The following is a 20,644-nucleotide window of genomic DNA, read 5'->3' as shown; positions in this document are numbered from 1 at the left end:
GGACTAATGGGTTGGCTGGTCACTGCTCCTCCACCGGCCGGGAGCTGGAGGTACCCCTGCGGCAAGCCCGCCGCAGACCGGAAGATACGGATGGCGGCGAGGCAGCGTATGTGCCGGCGATCATAACCGCGAATGCCGCTGCACCCAGCGGGACAGACCCCAGAGCCAAGGCATAGACCATCGTGCCAATGCCCAGTCCCATGACGGCCGCACCCAGCACCAGGCGACGGACTGCCCGGACGGGGTTTCCGGTCCTTCCCAACGTCCGGGCCAGCCGCGGGTAGTCAGCGCTCAAGTCCTGCTCGAGTTCTTGCAGGACGCGCATCTCGTGCCCTGAAAGCTCCATGATGTCCTTCTCCGTTTCAGCCCGGCGATTGCTCGACACTTACATAGTCGCGCTCCGGCCACCTGTGCACCACGGCCGAAAGTCCCTATTGTGAATGGAGCTGGCCAGGGCCGCGGCCGAAGCAACACTGCGGCCACATTTGTGGACCTTGGACCCTAGGCAGCAGTGAGGAACGGGGCGATGATCAGACCATGAACAGTGATGAGGAGCCCGGGGTCGTTTTGTCGCGGGACGAGGCATGGGAGCTGCTGCGGGGCAGCCAGTTTGGCCGCTTGGCCGTCAGTGTCGCCAACCAGCCGGATGTCTTTCCGCTGAATTTCGTCGCGTCCGGGGGAAAGATCTGGATCCGGACCAATCCGGGCAGCAAACTCGCCGAGCTGACTGTCAATGACTTGGTTGCCTTCGAGGCGGACGCAGTGGGCGACGGCACTGCGTGGAGCGTGGTGGTCAAGGGCACGGCCAGGATCCTGGAATCACAGACCGAGATCGATGCCGCCGAGCTTCTCCCGCTCGAGCCCTGGATCAAGACCCGCAAGTGGACCTACGTCGAGATCACCCCGGCATCGGTCAGCGGACGCACCTTTGTGCTGGGCGCGGAGCCGGAGCGCTACTGACCGCGGACCCGCCTGCCCGGCCGGGCGGTCCACGCCAGATACCCGCCCATGGCACCCATCGCCCCAACCCCGCCCGCAAGCAGCCGCCCCTGCCAGGCGCGCAGCCGCCCATTGTCCGAAGTAGTCAAGTCCCCGATGCCGCGGATGAATGCCGCAAGAACCAGTCCTGCCACCACCCTGTTGCCGATGCGCTCGGCACGGGCCATGAGGGGTGCCAGTTCCTCGGCGCGCAGGTGCACTTCAACGCCGTCGTCGAGCTGTTGCAGTAGCCGCTCCAACCTGGCAGGGAGATTTGTGCCGAAGTCGGCCGCGTCAAGCCCCAGCTGCTTCAGCAGACCCGGCAGCTTGCGCGGGATGAGCCGCTCGAAGGCCAGCCGGCCGGCATAGGGCTTGAGTACTTCACCCAGGTTGAACTCGGGATTCAGGCGCACACCCATGCCTTCGGTCATGACAATCATTTTCGTCAGCATGGCGATCTCGCTGGGCAGCTGAAGGTGGTGGTTGCGCAGCAAGCCGAGCAATTCCGTGGCCAGGGAGGCCAGATGGATTTCACCCAAGGCGCGCCCCTGGTACTGTTCCATGAAGTGCGCCAGGTCCTGGCGGAGCGCGTCAGGATTTGCTGTCTTCCTGCTGATGGAGAGTTCCAGAAGGGCGCGGCATATTCGGTCAGGATCGTTCCGGCTGAAAGCGAGCAGGAGTTTGCCTAGCCGCTCCCGAAGCCCGTTACCAATTTCACCCACCATGCCGAAGTCAATCAGTCCGATCCGTCCGGTGGTCTCGACAAACAGGTTCCCGGGGTGAGGGTCGGCATGGAAGAAACCGTCCTCAAATATCATCTTGGCGGCCGCCCTGGCGGCCCGGTTGGCCAGCCCGTCCCGGTCCGGGGCGGGCAGGGCAGCCACGTCGGCGTCATCAATCTTGACCCCGTATATTCTTTCGATCGTCAGAACCCGGGACGTGGTGGTCTCCCAGAAGATCCTTGGAATGTGAATGCTGGCATCATGGGCGAAATTGGCTGCGAATCTCTCCGCGTTGCGCCCTTCCCGCAGGTAGTCCAGTTCGGCGCGCAGGGTTTCCGCGAAGGCCGCGGCCACCGCCTCCACGTTGTAGTCCGCCGCGGCAGCCCAATTGCGGCCGGCCTGGTGGGCCAGGTTCTGCAGAATCTCCAAGTCTTCCTGGACCTGGGCGACCACGCCCGGTCGGCGGACCTTGACGACGACGGCGGTGCCGTCATGCAACGTGGCCGCATGGGCCTGGCCGATGGACGCGCTGGCCAGGGGCGTGTCGGAGAAGGACTCAAACAACTCCTCGGGGACGGCCCCCAATTCCTGGACAATGACTGAACGGATGACCTCCGGGGAAACGGGCGGTGCCCCGTCCTGGAGCCGCGACAATGCCACCAGATACCCCTGGGGGAGAATGTCCGGCCGGGTTGAGAGCAGCTGCCCCAGCTTGATGAAGGTGGGGCCCAATTCTTCCAGCGCCAGGACCAGTCGGTCCGGATTGGCCAGCATGCCGGGCCTGTGCGGCATCGGACCCAGATGCAGCCGTCCTAGTCCCAGTGCAGCCGCGAGTGAACCGAAGCCATGGCGGGCCAGAATCTGTGCGACTTCTGCGTAGCGTTCAAAATGAGTGGGCACGATCCACAGCGTAGCCTGCCAGGGCCGGCAGGCCATAGGGAACAAGGTCCCCACTTCCGGACCCGGCTCGCTGGCTAGTTCAGCCCGGCCAGGGCGGTAATCCCACCTGTCCCAACTGTTTCACCTGTTCCGACTAGGGCCCTTTGACCCTAGCCACCGCCGATGGGACTGCGCCAGCATGGACCATGGAAAGACAAAACAGGAACGGGGTATTTCCGGATGAACGCCTTGCCGTCAGGGGGACGCATTGTGGTTGGCATCGATGGGTCCGCGGGCTCCGTCGCAGCCCTTGTGGCAGCCGCGCGCATTTCCCAGGCAACTGGTGCCCACGTGGATGCGGTGGCCTGCTGGAGCGTGCCAACTGCTGTGGCCCTCCCTTACGCCCTCGGCACCGTGGACCTTGAAAGTGGGGCACGCAAGGTGCTCGACAATGCCGTTGTTGCGGCGTTTGGTGAAAGCGCGCCTGACAATGTGACTGCCCGGCTAGTCCAGGGCCATGCCAGGCAGGTGCTGCTGGAGGCGAGCGACGGTGCCGACATGCTGGTGCTGGGACGCCGGGGACATGGCGGCTTTCCCGGTCTCGTCGTGGGCTCGGTCAGCCAAGCGTGCGTGGCCCACGCACGGTGCCCGGTGCTGGTCATGAACCACGAAGACTCCCCGGCAAGTGAAGCCCCGAACTGGCTGCTGGGTCCACAGTGACCCACCTGGATATTGTGGTTGACAGCACCACTGTCACGCTGGGCAATCCCGCAAAGGTACTCTACCCGTCCACCGGCACCACGAAGCTGGACGTGGCCCAGTACTACCTGCAGGTGGCGCCCGTCCTTATGCCGTGGGCGAGGGACAGGCCGGCAACCCGCAAGCGATGGGTGGACGGTGTGGGAACTGACGCGGACCCTGGTGAGAGCTTCTTTCAGAAGAACCTGGGAGCCGGGACGCCGGACTGGGTGCTGCGGTGCACGATGCACCACAAGGACCACGACAACAGCTACCCCCTCGTGAACGACGCACGCACCCTGCTGTGGCTGGCCCAGATTTCCGCCCTGGAAATCCATGTCCCGCAGTGGACGTTTGGGGCTGGCTGCACTCCCCAGCTTCCTGACCGGTTAGTGCTTGACCTGGACCCGGGGGAGGGTGTGGGCCTGGCCGCGTGCGCCGCCGTCGCCCTTCTGGCCCGGGACTGCCTGGACCGGAACGGCCTCGATTCCCTGCCGGTGACCAGCGGCAGCAAGGGCATCCACCTATACGCACAGCTGGACGGCCAACGCACCTCCGAAGAGGTTGCCGCACTTGCCCGAGAAATGGCCCTGTCCCTGGAACGAGACCACCCGCTCCTGGTGGTCAGCCGCATGGGCAAGGACCTGCGCCGCGGGAAGGTGTTTATCGACTGGAGCCAGAACTGGCTCGCAAAAACCACCGTGGTGCCGTACTCGCTGCGGGGACGGAAGCGCCCCACCGTGGCGGCGCCCCGGCACTGGGACGAGATCGTCCCCGGGGAACTGGCCCAATTGGACTACCGGCAGGTGCTGGTGCGGGTTACCAACGGAATTATGCCCACCATCCCGAAAGGCGGACACGCATGAAAGTTGCAATGCTGGCGCAAGAATTGGATCACCCATTTGTTGACTATTTCCCGCACTCTGGTCATCTGATTCGAGCCACCATAGGGTGGGGCCATGACTGCTAAAACATTTGTCGCGGGCCTTGACGGTCCTGCGTCGGACGCGATGTTGAAACTGGGGCGCTTCTTCACCAAATGGGAGGAAACCGATGATTCCCGCGCAGTTTTTCGGGAGGGCGGACGTGCCGGCGACATCTTTTATCGTGACCGGTGGAGCCACGACAAGGTGGTCCGCTCCACCCATGGCGTGAACTGCACGGGCTCGTGTTCGTGGAAGGTTTACGTCAAGGACGGGATCATCACCTGGGAGTCCCAGCAGACGGATTACCCGTCAGTGGGCCCGGACAGCCCGGAGTACGAACCGCGCGGCTGCCCCCGCGGCGCGGCTTTCTCCTGGTACACCTACTCACCCACCCGGGTGCGCTTCCCCTACGCCCGGGGTGTGCTCGTGGAGATGTACCGCGAGGCCAAGTCGAGGCTCCACGACCCTGTCCTGGCTTTTGCCGAAGTCGCAGGCGACCCGGAGAAGCGCCGCCGCTACCAGAATGCCCGCGGCAAGGGCGGCCTGGTCCGCACGTCCTGGGCCGAGGCCCTGGAAATTGCGGCTGCCGCCCACGTGAACACCATCAAGACGTACGGCCCGGACCGGGTGTCGGGCTTCTCGCCGATTCCTGCCATGTCCATGGTCAGCCACACCATCGGCACGCGCTTTGTCCAGCTCATTGGCGGGGTCATGACGTCCTTCTACGATTGGTATGCGGACCTTCCCGTTGCCAGCCCCCAGGTGTTTGGCGACCAGACCGACGTCCCGGAATCCGGTGACTGGTGGGACGCAACGTACCTGATGATGTGGGGCTCCAATGTCCCCGTCACCCGCACCCCGGACGCCCACTGGATGACTGAGGTCCGCTACCGCGGCACCAAGGTCATTGCCATCAGCCCTGACTATGCCGACAACACCAAGTTCGCGGACGAATGGCTCCCGGCCCAGGCCGGCACCGACGCCGCCCTCGCCATGGGCATGGGCCACGTCACTCTCAAGGAATTCTTCGTGGACCGGCAGGTGCCGTTCTTCCAGGACTATGTGCGCCGCTTCACGGACCTGCCGTTCCTGGTCCGCCTTGAAGAGCGCGACGGCGGGACGTACAGCGCCGGCAAATTCCTCACCGCCGCTGACATCACCGCCCTTGCCGGGACGGAGGACGCCGCGTTCCGGACCATGATGTTCGACAAGGCGGCAGGGCGGGCCGTGGTGCCCAACGGCACCCTGGGCGACCGCTATTCGGCCTCGGGGGAAGGCAAGTGGAACCTGGACCTGGCCGGAATTGAGCCGGCCCTGAGCCTGCAGGAAGTCTCCACCGATTCGGCCGAAATCTTGCTGCCCTGCTTTGAAGACCCCCAGGGCGCCGGTTCAATACTCCGGCGCGGGGTACCCACCCTGATGGTGGGAGGCCACCTGGTCACGACGGTCTTTGACCTGATGCTTGCCCAGTACGGGGTGGGCCGCGATGGCCTCCCCGGAGACTGGGCGGTGGATTACAACGACGCCTCAACCCCCTACACGCCGGCCTGGCAGGAGGAGATCACCTCCGTCCCCGCAGAGGCGTGCATCCGGGTGGCCCGCGAGTTTGCCCGCAACGCCGAGCAGTCCAAGGGACGGTCCATGATCATCATGGGCGCCGGCATCTGCCAGTGGTTCCACGGCGACACCACCTACCGTGCCGTGCTGGCCATGGTCATGCTGACTGGCTGCATGGGCCGGAACGGCGGCGGCTGGGCACACTACGTGGGCCAGGAAAAGACCCGACCGCTCACGGGCTGGGTGTCACTGGCCAACGCCCTGGACTGGTCCCGCCCGCCGCGGACCATGATCGGCACCGGCTACTGGTACATGCACACCGACCAGTGGCGCCAGGACGGCTACTCGGCGGACGCCCTCAAGTCCCCGCTGTCCACCGGGCACCTGGACGGCATGCACACCGCGGACGCCCTGGCCCAGTCGGCACGACTGGGCTGGATGCCCTTCTACCCCTTCTTTGACAGGAACCCGCTGGACATTGCCGACGACGCCGCGGCCGCCGTCGCCGCCGGGGAGGCTCCGGACGAGAAAACCTGGGTGGCCCGGTCCCTGAAGGACAGGACCCTGAACCCGGCCATCGAAGACATCGACGCCCCGGAAAACTGGCCGCGCACGCTCATTCTGTGGCGATCGAACCTGTTCGGCTCCTCCGCCAAGGGCAACGAGTACTTCCTGCGCAACCTGCTCGGCACCCACAACAACGTCATGGGCCAGGACAGCGAAGCATCGCTGAAGCCCGTCGACGTGAAGTGGCACGAAAAGGGGCCCGAGGGCAAGCTGGACTTCCTCATGTCCGCGGACTTCCGCATGACCAGCACCACCCTGCTCTCCGACGTCGTCTTCCCGGCGGCCACCTGGTACGAAAAGCATGACCTTTCCTCCACGGACATGCACCCCTTCGTGCACGCCTTCACCCCCGCCATCGACCCGCCATGGGAAACCAAGACGGACTTTGAAATGTTCACCCTGCTGGCCGAGGAATTCTCACGCCAGGCCGCGGTGCACCTGGGCACCCGGCGCGATTTGGTCACGGTGCCGATGATCCACGACACGGTGGGCCAGATTGCCCAGCCCGGCGGCGTGGTCCGGGATTGGCGCAAAGAGGGGATCGACGGCGTACCCGGCCACAACATGCCCAACTTCACCGTGGTGGAGCGGGACTACACGGCCATCGCCCACAAGCTGGCCGCCGTCGGGCCCCTGGCGGACACGCTGGGCTTCACCGTCAAGGACGTCAACTACAAGCTGGATGAGGCACTTGGCAGTCTGGCCAAGGCGAACGGTGTCATGATGGGCGGCTTTGCCCATGGGCGGCCAGCCATCGACACGGACGCGAAAATGGCCGAGGCCATCCTGACCTTTTCCGGCACCTGCAACGGCCAGCTGGCCGTGGCCGGCTTCAAGGAGCTGGAGAAGCGCACCGGCGTCAAGCTGGTGGACCTGGCGGAAGGCTCGGAGGAAAAGCACATCACCTTCGCCATGACCCAGGTCGGCCCGGTGCCGGTCATCACCTCCCCGGAATGGTCCGGCTCCGAAACCGGCGGCAGGCGCTACTCGCCGTTTACCCAGAACATTGAGCGGCTCAAGCCATTCCACACGCTGACAGGGCGGATGCATTTCTTCCTGGACCACGACTGGATGATCGACATCGGCGAGGCGCTGCCCATCTACCGCCCGCCGCTTGACATGCACCGGCTGTTTGGCGAGCCCAAGATCGGGCCCAATTCCGAGTTGGAGGTGGTGGTGCGCTACCTGACACCGCACTCGAAGTGGTCCATTCACTCCGAATACCAGGACAACCTCCTCATGCTCTCGCTTTCCCGCGGGGGGCCCACGGTCTGGATGAGCCCGCAGGACGCCGGCTCCATCAAGGTCGCGGACAATGACTGGGTGGAATGCGTCAATATGAACGGGGTCTTCGTGGCCCGTGCCGTGGTCAGCCACCGCATGCCCGAGGGCGTGGTTTACGTTTACCACGCACAGGAACGCACCATTGACGTGCCGAAGTCGGAGGCCACCGGCCGCCGCGGCGGAATCCACAACTCGCTCACCCGCCTGCTGGTCAAGCCCTCGCACCTCATCGGCGCCTATGGGCAACTGACCTACGCATTCAACTACCTTGGCCCCACGGGAAACCAGCGGGACAACATATCCACCATCCGGCGCCGTTCCCAGGAGGTGCAGTACTAATGAGAGTTATGGCCCAGATGGGCATGGTCATGAACCTGGACAAGTGCATCGGCTGCCACACGTGCTCGGTCACGTGCAAGCAGGCCTGGACCAACCGTGCGGGCGTGGAATATGTCTGGTTCAACAATGTTGAAACCCGGCCCGGGCAGGGCTATCCGCGGCGCTATGAGGACCAGGAAAAGTGGAAGGGCGGCTGGGAGCTGAACAAGCGCGGCCGCCTCAAGCTCAAGGCGGGAGGGCGGGTGAAGAAACTGTTCGGCCTCTTCGCCAGCCCCCTCCAGCCGGAGCTGAAGGACTACTACGAACCCTGGACCTACGACTACAAGACCCTGGTGGACGCGCCTTTGGGCGACGACTTCCCGGTGGCGCGGCCCAAAAGCCTGATCACCGGCAAGGACACCAAGATCACCTGGAGCGCCAACTGGGACGACGACCTTGGCGGCACCACGGAGATGGGCCACCTGGACCCGATCGTGGAGAAGGTCCGCCGCGAGTCCGAGGACAAGATCAAGCTCGAGTTTGAGCAGACCTTTATGTTCTACCTGCCCCGTATTTGCGAGCACTGCCTGAACCCGTCCTGCATGGCCTCCTGCCCTTCCGGCGCCATCTACAAGAGGGTGGAGGACGGCATTGTGCTGGTGGACCAGGACAAATGCCGCGGCTGGCGGCAGTGCATGACAGGCTGCCCGTACAAGAAGATCTACTTCAACCACAAGACCGGCAAGGCCGAGAAGTGCACTTTCTGCTATCCGCGCATCGAGGTGGGCCTTCCCACCGTGTGCTCGGAAACGTGTGTGGGCCGGCTGCGCTACCTGGGCCTCTTCCTGTACGACGCCGACGCGGTCACCGCTGCTGCCTCCGTCACCGACCCGCAGGACCTCTACCAGGCCCAGATGGACATCCTGCTGGACCCGAATGACCCCGCCGTCATCAAGGCCGCCCGCGAGCAGGGCATCCAGGAGGACTGGATTGACGCTGCACAAAAGTCGCCCGTCTACGCCCTGACCAAGGTGTACAACGTGGCTCTGCCGCTGCACCCGGAATACCGGACCATGCCCATGGTCTGGTACATTCCGCCGCTCTCTCCCGTGGTGGACCTGTTGCGGGACCAGGGCCACGATGCGGAGGACCGGGACGTGCTGTTCGGCGCCATTGACGCACTGCGCATTCCCGTGGAGTATCTGGCTGAGCTGTTCACGGCCGGGGACGTGGACCGCGTTACCTTGGTGCTGCGCAAGCTGGCGGCCATGCGTTCCTACATGCGCGGCATCTCGCTGGGCAACGACCCGGATGAGTCCATACCGGCGTCCGTGGGCATGGACGGGGCCACCATGTATGAGATGTACCGGCTCATGGCCATCGCCAAGTACAGCGAGCGCTACGTCATCCCCAAGGCCCACGCCGAACAGGCGCACGACCTGGAGGAAATGGGCTGCTCCCTGGACTTCGACGGCGGCCCCGGCATGGGTGCCATGGGGAATTCGCCGTTTGGCGAGGCGAGCGGCCGCCCCACCCCGGTGGCTGTGGAGACCTTCCACGCCCTGCAGGACCGGCAGACCTCGGACTCCCTTGCGGGCTCCGACACCCTGCGGGGCCGCGTCAACCTGCTCAACTGGGACGGCAACGGGGCGCCCGAAGGGCTTTTTCCGCAGCGCCACCCCACCGAACCGCCGGTCCAAGCGGACATTGAGGGTGGTGGGGGCTCGTGAGCCGCAAGGTCCAGGTGACCTTCCTGGCCGCAGCCTGGTGCCTGTCCTACCCGGACGCCGAGCTGGTGTCCCGCGTGCCCTTGGTGCGCGCCGCCCTGGGCGAGTTTCCGGGCGCAACCGGCCCCTTCGCCGTCGTGCTTTCACTGTTGGAAAACACCTCCCTGATGGAACTGCAGGGCCAGTATGTGCAGGAGTTTGACCTGGGCAAGCGCCACGCCCTGCACCTGTCCTACTGGACCGACGGCGACACGCGCCGCCGCGGCGAGGTGCTCGGTGCATTCAAAAAGGTGTACCGGGGCAGCGACATCCTCGTCGACACCCGCGGCGAACTGCCCGACTACCTGCCCATGGTGCTGGAGTACGCCGCCACGGTGGACCTGGCGTCGGGCCGGGAACTTCTGCAGCGGTACAGGCCCAGCCTGGAACTGATTAAGTTCGGACTTCGGCGCGACAACCTGCCGCACGAATCCATTGTCCAGGCCGTCTGTGATGCACTGCCCGGCGCCTCGCCGGCGGACGAGCAGGCGGTCATGCGGATGGCTGGCTACGGCCCGCCCACTGAATCCGTGGGGCTCGATCCCTACGACCCGCGCCTGCTGCCAATGAAAGGGAACTGAAATGGACTTTCTTCTGTGGGGCGTGCTGCCCTACGTCATGTTCATCGTGCTGGTGGGGGGACTCATCTGGCGATATCGCTACGACCAGTTTGGCTGGACAACCAGGTCGTCCCAGCTGTACGAATCCCGGCTCCTGCGCATCGGTTCGCCCATTTTCCACTTTGGCCTGCTGGCGGTGATTGCCGGGCACTTCTTTGGCCTGGTCATTCCCAAGTCCTGGACCGAAGCCGCGGGCATGAGCGAGGGGCTGTACCACTTCAACGCCCTACTGGTGGGCAGCATTGCCGGGGTTGGCACGCTGGGTGGCATCCTCATCCTCATCTACCGCCGCCGCAAGACCGGGCCGGTGTTCATGGCCACCACCAACAATGACAAGCTCATGTACGTGGTGCTGGTGGCTGCCATTGCCTTCGGCCTCTGGACGACTGTGGCCAGCGTATTTTCCAACGACCACGGAATCACCTACCGGGAGACCGTTTCACCCTGGTTCCGTTCCCTGTTCATCCTCCAGCCTGACATCGCCTCGATGGCGGCCGCGCCCCTGGCCTTCCACATGCACACGCTGGTCGGCATGGTGCTGTTCACCATCTGGCCGTTCACCAGGCTGGTCCATGCATTCACGGCGCCCCTGCACTACCTCTTCCGCCCCTACATCGTGTACCGGTCGCGGGACAAGGGCGCCAGCGTGCCAGCCCGCAGCGGCTGGTCCGAAGTGGGCACGCACGACCGCGACACCAGAAAACGCTAAGACCCAAGCTTCGAGGAAGTGACCATGCCGCAGACCAGGAAATCTCCATTGCCCGCGCAGCCACCCTTGCAGGGCCAGGCCCTGAACCTCGCTCTCGCCACCGCCGCCTCCGTGGTGGGATTTTGGGCCTGGAACATTATCGCAACCCTCAGCACGCACTACGCCAGGACCATGGAACTCTCGGCGGGGACCATGGGCGTCCTGGTCGCCATGCCCATATTTGTCGGCTCGCTGGGCCGCATTGTGGTGGGCATACTGACGGACCGGTACGGCGGACGGGCCCTCTTTACCTTTGTCCTGCTGGCCACCATTCCCACAGTGTTGCTGGTGGCGCTGGGCGGATCCTTGAATTCCTTCGCCCTGGTGCTGGCGGCCGGCTTTCTCCTGGGTGTGGCCGGAACAGTCTTTGCCGTCGGGATTCCCTTTGTCAGTGCGTGGTACCCGCCTGCGCGTCGCGGCTTTGCCACGGGCGTATTCGGCGCAGGCATGGGCGGCACGGCACTCGCCGCGTTCTTGAACCCCCGTTTGGTGGCCCTGATTGGCTACGCGCCCACCCACTTTCTCATAGCCGGGGTGCTGGCCGCCATGGCCGTGCTGGTGTGGTTCTTCATGAAGAACGCCCCCGGGTGGACGCCCAATACAGCCCCGGTTGTGCCGAAGCTGCTCGATGCCGCCAAGCTGGCGGTCACGTGGAAGCTCTGCTTCCTTTACGCGGTTGTCTTTGGCGGTTTCGTATCCTTTGCCACATACCTGCCTACGTACCTGCGGGACGTTTACTCCTTTTCGCCGACAGACGCCGGGGCCCGCACTGCCGGCTTTGCCCTGGCAGCAGTGATTGCCCGCCCCATCGGCGGCGTGCTGGCTGACAAGATCGGCTCCAAGCCCGTGGTCGTGGTATCCGTGGCGGGTGTGGCCGTCCTTGGCTGGCTGGTCGCCCTGCAGCCGGTGGCGGACGTCCAGGCCGGGCCGGTGTTCCTGGCCATGGCCGCCGCGCTGGGCCTGGGCGCCGGTGGCGTGTTTGCCTGGGTGGGCGTGCTGGCACCCGACGGCAAGGTGGGCGCCATTACCGGGATCGTCAGTGCCGCAGGGGGATTGGGCGGCTATTTCCCGCCGCTGATCATGGGCATGACCTACAACCCGGCGGCCACCAACTACAAGTACGCGATCGGGCTGTCCCTGCTGGTGGCCACGGCACTCGTGGCTTTGGTCTTCACCTGGTTCTTCGTCAAGACGCCGCAGAAAGAGGGCGCCCCGCAGCGCAACTGAAGCGATGCCTGGCGGCGACGGTGATCGGCGGGCTGGATGACGTAAGTTTGATGGGGGAGGTCCTGAGGGTTGCCCGGCGGCCTGGGCATTCCCGGCCTGACCCGTCCCACGTGGAAAGAAGTATGAACTTTCATGGTGCCTTCGCTTTTTGATCCAATCACCGTCAGGGGCGTCACCGTCCGCAACCGGCTCTGGGTGACCCCCATGTGCCAGTACTCGGCCGAAAACCAGGACGGGATGCCCACCGACTGGCACCTGGTGCACCTGGGATCCTTTGCCCGGGGAGGTGCCGGCGCAGTGTTCACCGAAGCCACGGCCGTGGTGCCCGAGGGCCGCATCTCCCCGCAGGACCTGGGGATCTGGAACGATCAACAGCGAGACATTTTTGCCCGGATAGTGGCATTCATCCATTCCCAGGGCGCCGTTGCGGGCATCCAGCTGGCCCACGCGGGCCGCAAGGGGTCCACCTTCCGCACCTGGGACGAGCGCCGGGGGACTGTTCCCGTGGCCGACGGCGGCTGGCCCACGGTGGCTCCCAGCGCCGTCGGCTTTCCCGGCTATGAGGCCCCGGCCGCCTTGACCGTCGAGGGAATCCGCGGGGTCACTGAAGCCTTCGCCGCCGCTGCCCTCCGTGCCGTGGACGCCGGCTTCGACCTCATCGAAATCCATGCCGCCCACGGGTACCTGCTCCACCAGTTCCTGTCTCCGCTGAGCAACACGCGCACTGACAGTTACGGCGGGGCACTCGCTAACCGGGCCCGTGCCCTGCTGGAAACCATCGACGCCGTCCGGTCGGCGGTGGGCGGTTCAGTCCCCATCTCCGTGCGCTTCTCTGCCACGGACTGGGCCGACGGCGGCTGGTCACTGGAGGACACACAGACTGTGGCACGCTGGGCCGCCGAGCATGGGGCGGACCTTGCCGACATTTCCACGGGCGGCAACGTCCCCGTGCACGACATTCCCGTGGGCCCGGGCTACCAGGTTCCGTTCGCCACGGCCGTCCGCACGGCCGCCGGGGTGCCGACCATCGCCGTCGGGCTGATCGACGAGCCCCACCAGGCGGAGCAGATCATCGCGACCGGACTGGCCGACGTGGTGATGGCAGGGCGTGAATTCCTGCGCGACCCGAACTTCGCGCTGCGCGCCGCAGCCTCCCTGGGTGTGAAGGTTTCCTACGCCCCCAGCCAGTACCACCGGGCGCCCATCACCCGCTGATCAGGAGTCCTCCGCGCGGCGGGCGTCAGGCGGCCGTATCGAGTTTGGCGCCATTTCCGTGCGCCTGCTCGGGGAGGGAGCGCTCTGCCTGCTCCGCGCGTGCCCTGCGCTGCTTCCGGACGCGCCACACGATTGCCGCGCCGGCAATGACGGCCAGCCCGCCAATGGTGACAGTCTGGCCGACTCCCTTGGCAATGCTTTGGTAGGCGTTGCCTGCGAAGTATCCCAGCAGCACAGCCCCTGTTCCCCAGAGGAGACCGCCCACGGCGTTAAAGGCCAGAAAGCGCCGGTAGGGCATCCGGGACATGCCGGCCAGGGCGGGCATGACGGCGCGGAAAAAGGCAGTGAACCGGCCCAGCGTAACGGCTGCTGCACCGCGGCGGGCCAGGAAATCCCGGGCCGCGTCCAGCTTCTGCTCGTGTTTGCGCAACAGGCGCATCTTGAGCACCCGCCGCCCGTAGTGGCGGCCCACCTCGTAGCCCACCGTGTCACCAACTATGGCGGCCAGAATGACCAGGGAGATGACGAGCCACAGGTGGAGGTGGTGCTGGCTCGCCAGGACGCCGCCCAGGATGGCCGCTGTTTCCCCCGGGAGGACAAAGCCGATGAACAGTGCGTCCTCGGCGAAGACCAGTGCGGTGATGAGCAGGTATGCGGCCACAGGGGGCACCTGCAATATCGTGTTGATTAACGTGCCCATCGACCTTCCTTCGTCTTCTTCACTGCCAGCTTGTCATGGGGTTGCTGAGAGGAGCCTGAGCCGGCGGGTGCTGCAATTGCGCGGGGGCCCGCGGGGCGTGCATGGTTGAACCATGACACCTTCCCGCGTGCGGCCAGCCACCTCCCGACGCCGGAGGCGGCCCCAGTGGGGTGTGCGGAAACGGGCGACGGCGACTGCCGTCGTCGTCGTTCTCCTGGCCTTGCTGGTCGGGGGACTTTTGCTCCTGTTGCTGCTGCAGGCTTCGCTGATCAACACCACCGAAGCGGCGGCAAAGTCCAAGGCGTCGGACGTCGCCGTCATGATCACCAGCCAGGACGTCCAGGAGGCCGGGCAGTCGCTGGCCGCCACGGCGCACAGCGGGCAGTACGTGCAAATCATCAGTCCGCAGGGGGCGGTGTCCGCCTCCTCGGAGGGTTCTGCCGCCGGCAAGCCGCTTTCCGCGCTGCGTCCCGGGCCGGGGGAGACGCTGACCGAGAGTGTTTCCAGCCTGGCCAGCATTGGGGATCCGGACGCGTTCCTGGTGGTGGCCCGGGGCGTGGGCACGCCGCAGGGCACCTACACGGTGGTGGTGGCCTCGACCGTCCAGGTCCAGTCTGACTCGGTGGCCACTGTGGCATGGTTCATCCTTGGCGCGACGCCCTTGCTGCTGGCGGTGGTGGGGGTGTCCGTGTGGATCCTGGTGGGCAGGTCGCTGCGCCAGGTGGAGAGGATCCGGGGGCAGGTGGCCGGGATCGATGCCGCCCGGCTGGATGAGCGCGTGGAGGTGCCCGCCAGCAATGACGAAATTCACGGACTGGCCCTGACCATGAACATGATGCTCGACCGGCTTCAGGCCTCCGACGCCGAACAGCGGAGGTTCGTCTCGGACGCCAGCCACGAGTTGCGCAGCCCGCTTGCCACGATCAGTGCCGGGCTGGAGATCGCCGCCTCGGACCCCAGCGGGGACTCGTGGCGGGACCTGCAGGGCATGCTCAGCGGGGAGACTGCACGCATGCACTACCTGGTCGATGAGCTGCTGACCCTCGCCAAGGCGGGCGGCGCCGGCATGGACACCATTGCGGCGGACGTGGACCTTGACGACGTGCTGGACGCCGAGATTCGCCGCCTGCGTTCCCTGAGCCCGCACGCCGTCACCGCCACGCTGACCCCTGTCCGGATCAAGGGTGATGCCCAGCGGCTGGGCCAGGTGGTTCGCAATGTCCTCGACAACGCCAACCGGCACGCCCGTTCGAGGATTGCGGTTGAGATTGTGGAGGGCCCCGGGGGAGTGCGCGTGGTCATCGACAACGACGGCGACCCCGTGCCGGAGGCGGACCGCGAGCGCATCTTTGAGCGTTTTGTGCGCCTCGATGCAAGCCGCTCGCGCGAGAGCGGCGGCAGCGGGCTGGGACTGGCCATCGCCGCAGCCATCATGGGGGCCCACCGCGGGACAATCACGGCCACGGTGTCCCCAACAGGCGCCTGCCGTTTCGAACTGCTCTTTCCGCCGGGCAGCGCCACGTGATTTCCGGGGTGACGGCGGAGGTGTTTAGGCTGACGGGGCGCGGTCGGCGCTGAGCCGGTAGCCCATGCCGCGGACTGTGGCCAGCGTGGCGAGGTTGAACGGAGTGTCGATCTTGCGGCGCAGGTAGCCCACATAAACCTCCACCACGTTTTCGCCGCCGTCGAACGCGGGGTCCCAGACATTGTCGAGAATTTCCGCCTTGGAGACCACGTCGCCGTGCCTGCGCATCAGGAACTGCAACAAGCCGTATTCCTTCGCGGTCAGGGAGATGGGACTGCCGCCGCGCTGCACGCTGCGGGTCACCGGGTCCATGGTCAGGGTGCCCAATGTCATCACGACGGGCCGTTCCGGAGCGCCGCGGCGGATCAAGGCCCGCAGCCGGGCCACGAGCACCAGGAAGCTGAATGGTTTGGTGAGGTAGTCGTCCGCGCCCAGGTCAAAGGCATCGGTTTGGTCGTACTCGCCGTCCTTGGCCGTTAGCATCATGACGGGCGTCCAAATCTTGCGGTCCCGCAGTTCACGGAGCACGTCATAACCGTTCTTCAGCGGCAGCATGAGGTCCAGGAGGATCACGTCGTAGGGGTTTTCCGTGGCGGCCCACAGTCCGCTGACACCGTCGTGGACCACGTCGACAATGAATCCCTCGTTGGAGAGCCCGCGCCGGATGGTCTCGGCCAAAAGGACCTCGTCCTCCACCAACAAAATCCGCATGCGCTTCCTTCCCTTGTCCTAGAAGTATGGACAGCCCATCCTGAGAGCTTCCTGAGAAAGCCTTGACATGGCGCCATGGTAAGTGAAGACTTACGTTCGTGGATACTTACCGAGCAGACGATGCCTGGGAGGCTTTGGGCGACCGCACCCGGCGGCTGATAGTGGAACGCCTGGCCCGGGGGCCTGCGGCCGTTGGCGAATTGGCCGCCGGGCTTCCCGTCAGCCGGCCGGCCGTGTCCCAGCACTTGAAGGTGCTCAAGGCTGCCGGGCTGGTGACCGACCATGCAGAGGCCAATCGCCGCATCTACCGGCTCAATCCTGCCGGGGTGGGGGCGTTGCGGGACCAGCTGGACACCTTCTGGGGCCGGGCGCTGGAGAACTACAAGCACACAGTCGAAGAAGTAGAGGAGCAGGAAAATGGCTGAACAGGAATCCTCGGTGGTTCGCAGGGAAATCGTTGTTGAGGCGCCGTTGGAGCGCGCCTTTGCCGTCTTCACGGGGCGTTTCGGCGACTTCAAGCCGGCGGAGCACAACCTGCTGCAGGCGCCGATCGCCGAAACCGTTTTTGAGCCGAAGGTGGGCGGCCACATTTTCGACCGTGCCGTTGACGGCAGCGAATGCCGGTGGGCACGTGTCCTTGCCTATGAACCGCCCGGCTTGGTTGTGTTCAGCTGGGATATTGGGCCGCAATGGGAGATTGAAGGCAACCCGGACAACACCAGCGAGGTGGAGGTGCGGTTCACCGCCGTCACCGCGCAGCAGACTCGCGTGGAACTGGAACACCGCCACATCGACCGGCATGGCCCCGGCTGGCAGGCCGTCGGCGAGGGTGTGGGCGGCGACGCCGGTTGGCCCCTCTACCTTGCCCGCTACGCTGCGCTGTTCGTGGAAGGCAATTGACATGCCGGCCGTCGTCACAGCCATTGCCGTCAACCGGCAAGCGGCCGATGTTTTCGCCTATGTGACTGATCCCGCCCTCTTTGCCGAATGGCAGGAAGGGGTGGTCAGCGGCCAGATGCTGACGGAGGGCAGTCCCCAGGTGGGCTCCCTCTGCACCACCACCCGGCGAATCGGTTTCGGCAATCGCACCAGCACCTCGGTGGTCACGCACGTCAACCCGCCGGGGTCGTGGGGCGTCCGTGGGACGGACGGACCCATCCGGGCAACAGTGGACGTCACGGTTGAGCCTTTGGCCCCCGGGAGCTCAAGGCTGACGATCTCCGTGGACTTCGAAGGCCGGGGCATCGGGGCGCTGCTGGTGCCGCTGGTGGTCCGCGGCCAGGCCCGCCGGGAAATGCCGGCCAACGTCGCGCTGCTCAAGCAGCGGCTGGAAGGCGGGGGAGGCCCCGCGCAGGATTGACCGGGCCCCGTCCTGGTGGCGCACGCACGCCGGCCGTGCTGGTCAGCACCGGGCTGCCAAGGTCGCGGGTGGGCAAGGCGCTCAAGGCGGACATCAAGAAAGTCATGCTCGGGCGGGAGTGCCACCGACTGCGCGGTCAGTATGCAGCGTTGGCGGCTTTGAATTCTGTAAGTCGCCAACGCTGCTGACTCGAACTCGTTGCGGGGCCCGTCTGGCGTGTGAAGCTCAGTCGCCGGGTGGCCGGCGGCGCAATGCCTTTGTGGCTGAACGGTGCACCTTGGCCGCGTAATGCCGGCGCTTTGAGCCCTGGGTGGGTTTGGTGGCCCGGCGGTTGGGGGCGTCAGGGGCCAGGGCTGCAGCGACAATTGCAGCCAGTTTGCGCATCGCAATTTCACGGTTGCGCAATTGGGACCGCTCCTCTGAAGCTGCCACCGTAATCACTCCGGCCACCAGCCTGCGTCCCAGCCGCGCCAGCAGCCTTTCCCGCTGCTCGTCAGACAGAACGGCCGATCCAGCAACATTCCAGAAAAGCTCGGCTCGGCTGTCCGAGGTGTTCACATGCTGCCCGCCCGGTCCTGAGGAGCGGGAGAACCTCCAGCCCAATTCCGATGCCGGAATGGTCAGCGCGGGCGAAACGTCCAAGTCCATGCGCCCAGTCTTTCACGGAGGTCCAGCCTGCCCCGCGCGCCGCCGTCGAACGTGCCTAGGACTGGGAGGGCCACGCACCGGGCCCGGCCGTGGACCTACTGTGGAAGCAAGGGCAACGTTCCGGCAGTCAGCCGGAGTGCGGGGCCGTTAGCCAGACCGAGGGAGAAACCATGAAAATTGCAGTGACCGGTGGAAGCGGCAAGCTCGGGCGCCATGTGGTGCGCCGCCTCACCGACGACGGGCACCAGGTCCTGAACCTGGACCGGGCAGGGGAGCGGAGCCCCCAGCTCGCCGTCGTGGACCTGCGCAACTACGGCCAGGTGGTGGACGTTCTCCTGGGACTGGATGACAGGCACAGCGGTTTCGACGCCGTCGTCCATCTGGGGGCCATACCGGCACCGGGCATCATCCCGGACGCCGCCACCTTCGAAAACAACATGCTCTCCACCTACAACGTGTTCCAGGCCGCCCGGCGGGCCGGCATCAAGAAGGTGGTGTACGCCTCCAGCGAGACGGTGCTGGGACTGCCGTTCGACGTCGACCCGCCCTATATCCCGGTCGATGAGGAGTACCCTGCCCGGCCGGAAAGCACGTATTCGCTCGTCAAGCACCTGGAGGAGCAGATGGCCCGGGAACTCACCCGCTGGGACCCGGAGCTGAGCATCGTGGCGCTGCGGTTCTCCAACGTCATGGACGTCCAGGACTATGCGGCCTTCCCGTCCTTCGACGCCGACCCTTTGGCCCGCAAATGGAACCTCTGGGGCTACATTGACGGGCGCGACGGCGCACAGGCAGTGGCCAGGGCCCTGGAAAACGGCAAGCCCGGCTTTGAGGCGTTCATTGTTGCCAACGCCGACACCGTCATGGAGCGCAGCAGCGCGGACCTGGCCGCCGAGGTGTTTCCGAAGGTTGCCGTCACCCGGGAACTGGGCGAACACGAGACCATGCTATCCATCGACAAGGCCCGGCGCCTGTTGGGATTCGAGCCCGAACACAGCTGGCGGGACCACCGGCCGGACCGTCCTTCAACCACTGACAACTAAGGAGACACCATGCAGTACCGCACGCTGGGCACCAGCGGCGCCGTGGTTTCACACTACGCGCTGGGCACCATGACCTTTGGGGCCGAGGCCTCGGAGGAAACCTCGCACGACATCCTTGACGGCTATGTTGACGCCGGCGGAAACTTCATCGACACCGCGGACGTCTACACGGCCGGAGCTTCCGAGGAGATCATTGGCCGCTGGCTGGCGGCCCGCCCCGGCGTGCGGGACCAGCTGGTGGTCGCGACCAAGGGCCGCTTCCCCACCGGCACGGCCCCGAACGACGTCGGCACCTCTCGCCGCCACTTGACGCGTGCCTTGGATGCCTCCCTGCGCCGCCTGGGTGTGGAGCAGATTGACCTGTACCAAATGCACGCCTGGGACCCCATCACGCCGCTGGAGGAAACCCTGCGCTTCCTGCACGACGCCGTGAGCCAGGGCAAGATCGCTTACTACGGCTTCTCCAACTTCCTGGGCTGGCAGCTGACAAAGGCCGTCCATGTGGCCCGGGCCCACGGGTGGAATACTCCCGTCACCCTGCAGCCGCAATACAGCCTGCTGGTCCGCGACATTGAACTGGAGGTGGTTCCTTCCGCCTTGGACTCGGGGGTGGGCCTGCTGCCGTGGTCGCCGCTGGGCGGCGGCTGGCTGTCCGGAAAATACACGCGTGACGTGCCGCCCACGGGTGCCACGCGCCTGGGCGAGAACCCCCAGCGCGGCATGGAGGCTTGGCAGGCGCGCAATGACAATCCGCACACCTGGGACGTGATCGGGGCGGTGGAGTCCGTGGCCAGGGCCCGCGGCGTGGGGCCGGCCCAGGTGTCCCTGTCCTGGCTGGCCGGCCGTCCCGGAGTAACGTCAGTGATCCTGGGTGCGCGGACCGTTGCCCAGCTGGAGGACAACCTGGCTGCATCTCGGCTGGAACTATCGTCGGACGAGGTTCGGCAGCTCAGTGACGCCAGCCGGCCTCAGGTGGGCGTGTACCCCTACGGGCCAAAGGCAGAGGAGCAGCGCAGCCGGAACATCGAGGGAGGCAGGTAGCGCCCCGGAGTCCGCTTCCGAGGGCATGGTCGACGCCGGCTGAGGGGTGCTGTTTGGCCAAAAAATAGTTG

General features: G+C 65.7%; 20 protein-coding genes. 15 read left to right on the top strand and 5 right to left on the bottom strand.

What is annotated here, in order from left to right; genetic code table 11:
* Positions 1-19 precede the first annotated feature (19 nt).
* Entirely contained in the window at positions 20-385 is a 366-nt protein-coding gene (locus G6N77_RS18280; protein WP_165183601.1) for a DUF3040 domain-containing protein, read from the bottom strand.
* 152 nt (positions 386-537) lie between these two features.
* Here G6N77_RS18280 and G6N77_RS18275 point away from each other — a divergent pair, with 152 nt between their 5' ends.
* Positions 538-960: a pyridoxamine 5'-phosphate oxidase family protein gene (locus G6N77_RS18275; protein ID WP_165183600.1), complete on the top strand. Its 423-nt coding sequence runs from the start codon at positions 538-540 to the stop codon at positions 958-960.
* Here the strand turns inward: G6N77_RS18275 and G6N77_RS18270 are convergent.
* Positions 954-2,600, bottom strand: coding sequence for an ABC1 kinase family protein (locus G6N77_RS18270; RefSeq protein WP_306986529.1), 1,647 nt, complete (start codon positions 2,598-2,600; stop codon positions 954-956). The genes G6N77_RS18275 and G6N77_RS18270 overlap by 7 nt on opposite strands.
* 219 nt (positions 2,601-2,819) lie before the next feature.
* Between G6N77_RS18270 and G6N77_RS18265 the strand changes: the two genes are divergently transcribed.
* From G6N77_RS18265 to G6N77_RS18230, 8 genes are all read left to right on the top strand, one after another.
* Positions 2,820-3,299, top strand: a complete 480-nt coding sequence (locus tag G6N77_RS18265) for a universal stress protein (protein ID WP_165183598.1) — start codon at positions 2,820-2,822, stop codon at positions 3,297-3,299.
* Positions 3,296-4,183, top strand: a complete 888-nt coding sequence (gene ligD / locus G6N77_RS18260) for a non-homologous end-joining DNA ligase (RefSeq protein ID WP_165183597.1) — start codon at positions 3,296-3,298, stop codon at positions 4,181-4,183. Before G6N77_RS18265 ends, ligD begins: the two co-directional genes overlap by 4 nt.
* A 93-nt stretch (positions 4,184-4,276) precedes the next feature.
* Positions 4,277-7,990 (top strand): nitrate reductase subunit alpha, encoded by a 3,714-nt coding sequence (locus G6N77_RS18255; RefSeq protein WP_205678410.1) that lies wholly within the window; start codon positions 4,277-4,279, stop codon positions 7,988-7,990.
* Positions 7,990-9,699, top strand: a complete 1,710-nt coding sequence (gene narH / locus G6N77_RS18250) for a nitrate reductase subunit beta (protein ID WP_165183596.1) — start codon at positions 7,990-7,992, stop codon at positions 9,697-9,699. The genes G6N77_RS18255 and narH overlap by 1 nt, the downstream gene beginning before the upstream one ends.
* Entirely contained in the window at positions 9,696-10,316 is a 621-nt protein-coding gene (gene narJ, locus G6N77_RS18245; protein ID WP_165183595.1) for a nitrate reductase molybdenum cofactor assembly chaperone, read from the top strand. Before narH ends, narJ begins: the two co-directional genes overlap by 4 nt.
* 1 nt (position 10,317) lies before the next feature.
* A complete protein-coding gene (gene narI, locus G6N77_RS18240; protein ID WP_165183594.1) occupies positions 10,318-11,064 on the top strand; it encodes a respiratory nitrate reductase subunit gamma in 747 nt (248 codons plus the stop codon).
* A 24-nt stretch (positions 11,065-11,088) separates the two neighbouring features.
* Entirely contained in the window at positions 11,089-12,330 is a 1,242-nt protein-coding gene (locus tag G6N77_RS18235; protein ID WP_165183593.1) for an MFS transporter, read from the top strand.
* A gap of 132 nt (positions 12,331-12,462) precedes the next feature.
* Complete coding sequence (locus tag G6N77_RS18230) at positions 12,463-13,545, top strand: NADH:flavin oxidoreductase/NADH oxidase (RefSeq protein WP_165183592.1); 1,083 nt, start codon at positions 12,463-12,465, stop codon at positions 13,543-13,545.
* Positions 13,546-13,570: 25 nt separating this feature from the next.
* Here the strand turns inward: G6N77_RS18230 and G6N77_RS18225 are convergent, their stop codons facing one another.
* Positions 13,571-14,245: a DedA family protein gene (locus G6N77_RS18225; protein WP_165183591.1), complete on the bottom strand. Its 675-nt coding sequence runs from the start codon at positions 14,243-14,245 to the stop codon at positions 13,571-13,573.
* Positions 14,246-14,357: 112 nt separating this feature from the next.
* Between G6N77_RS18225 and G6N77_RS18220 the strand changes: the two genes are divergently transcribed.
* Entirely contained in the window at positions 14,358-15,770 is a 1,413-nt protein-coding gene (locus tag G6N77_RS18220; protein ID WP_165183590.1) for a sensor histidine kinase, read from the top strand.
* Between the two features lie 24 nt (positions 15,771-15,794).
* Here G6N77_RS18220 and G6N77_RS18215 read toward each other — a convergent pair whose 3' ends face one another.
* Entirely contained in the window at positions 15,795-16,481 is a 687-nt protein-coding gene (locus tag G6N77_RS18215) for a response regulator transcription factor (protein WP_165183589.1), read from the bottom strand.
* Between the two features lie 98 nt (positions 16,482-16,579).
* On the opposite strand from G6N77_RS18215, the gene G6N77_RS18210 reads away from it, so the two are divergent.
* From G6N77_RS18210 to G6N77_RS18200, 3 genes are read left to right on the top strand one after another with little or no spacing between them, the layout of a single operon-like run.
* On the top strand, positions 16,580-16,906 hold the full coding sequence (locus G6N77_RS18210; protein WP_165183588.1) for an ArsR/SmtB family transcription factor: 327 nt from the start codon (positions 16,580-16,582) through the stop codon (positions 16,904-16,906).
* Positions 16,899-17,381 carry an SRPBCC family protein gene (locus G6N77_RS18205; protein WP_165183587.1) on the top strand — a complete coding sequence of 161 codons (483 nt, stop codon included), beginning with the start codon at positions 16,899-16,901 and terminating at the stop codon, positions 17,379-17,381. The genes G6N77_RS18210 and G6N77_RS18205 overlap by 8 nt, the downstream gene beginning before the upstream one ends.
* A gap of 1 nt (position 17,382) precedes the next feature.
* Entirely contained in the window at positions 17,383-17,841 is a 459-nt protein-coding gene (locus G6N77_RS18200) for an SRPBCC family protein (protein ID WP_165183586.1), read from the top strand.
* Between the two features lie 225 nt (positions 17,842-18,066).
* Here G6N77_RS18200 and arfB read toward each other — a convergent pair whose 3' ends face one another.
* On the bottom strand, positions 18,067-18,489 hold the full coding sequence (gene arfB / locus G6N77_RS18195; protein WP_165183585.1) for an alternative ribosome rescue aminoacyl-tRNA hydrolase ArfB: 423 nt from the start codon (positions 18,487-18,489) through the stop codon (positions 18,067-18,069).
* A gap of 170 nt (positions 18,490-18,659) precedes the next feature.
* Here arfB and G6N77_RS18190 point away from each other — a divergent pair, with 170 nt between their 5' ends.
* Together G6N77_RS18190 and G6N77_RS18185 are read left to right on the top strand one after the other, a co-directional pair.
* Positions 18,660-19,532: an NAD-dependent epimerase/dehydratase family protein gene (locus G6N77_RS18190; RefSeq protein WP_165183584.1), complete on the top strand. Its 873-nt coding sequence runs from the start codon at positions 18,660-18,662 to the stop codon at positions 19,530-19,532.
* 9 nt (positions 19,533-19,541) lie between these two features.
* Positions 19,542-20,573 (top strand): aldo/keto reductase, encoded by a 1,032-nt coding sequence (locus G6N77_RS18185; protein ID WP_165183583.1) that lies wholly within the window; start codon positions 19,542-19,544, stop codon positions 20,571-20,573.
* Positions 20,574-20,644: the final 71 nt, after the last annotated feature.

It is taken from the genome of Arthrobacter silviterrae (assembly GCF_011045165.1).
GTDB lineage: Bacteria > Actinomycetota > Actinomycetes > Actinomycetales > Micrococcaceae > Specibacter > Specibacter silviterrae.
Note: the sequence above shows the minus strand (reverse complement) of the source record. Positions and strands in the feature narration are given on the sequence as shown.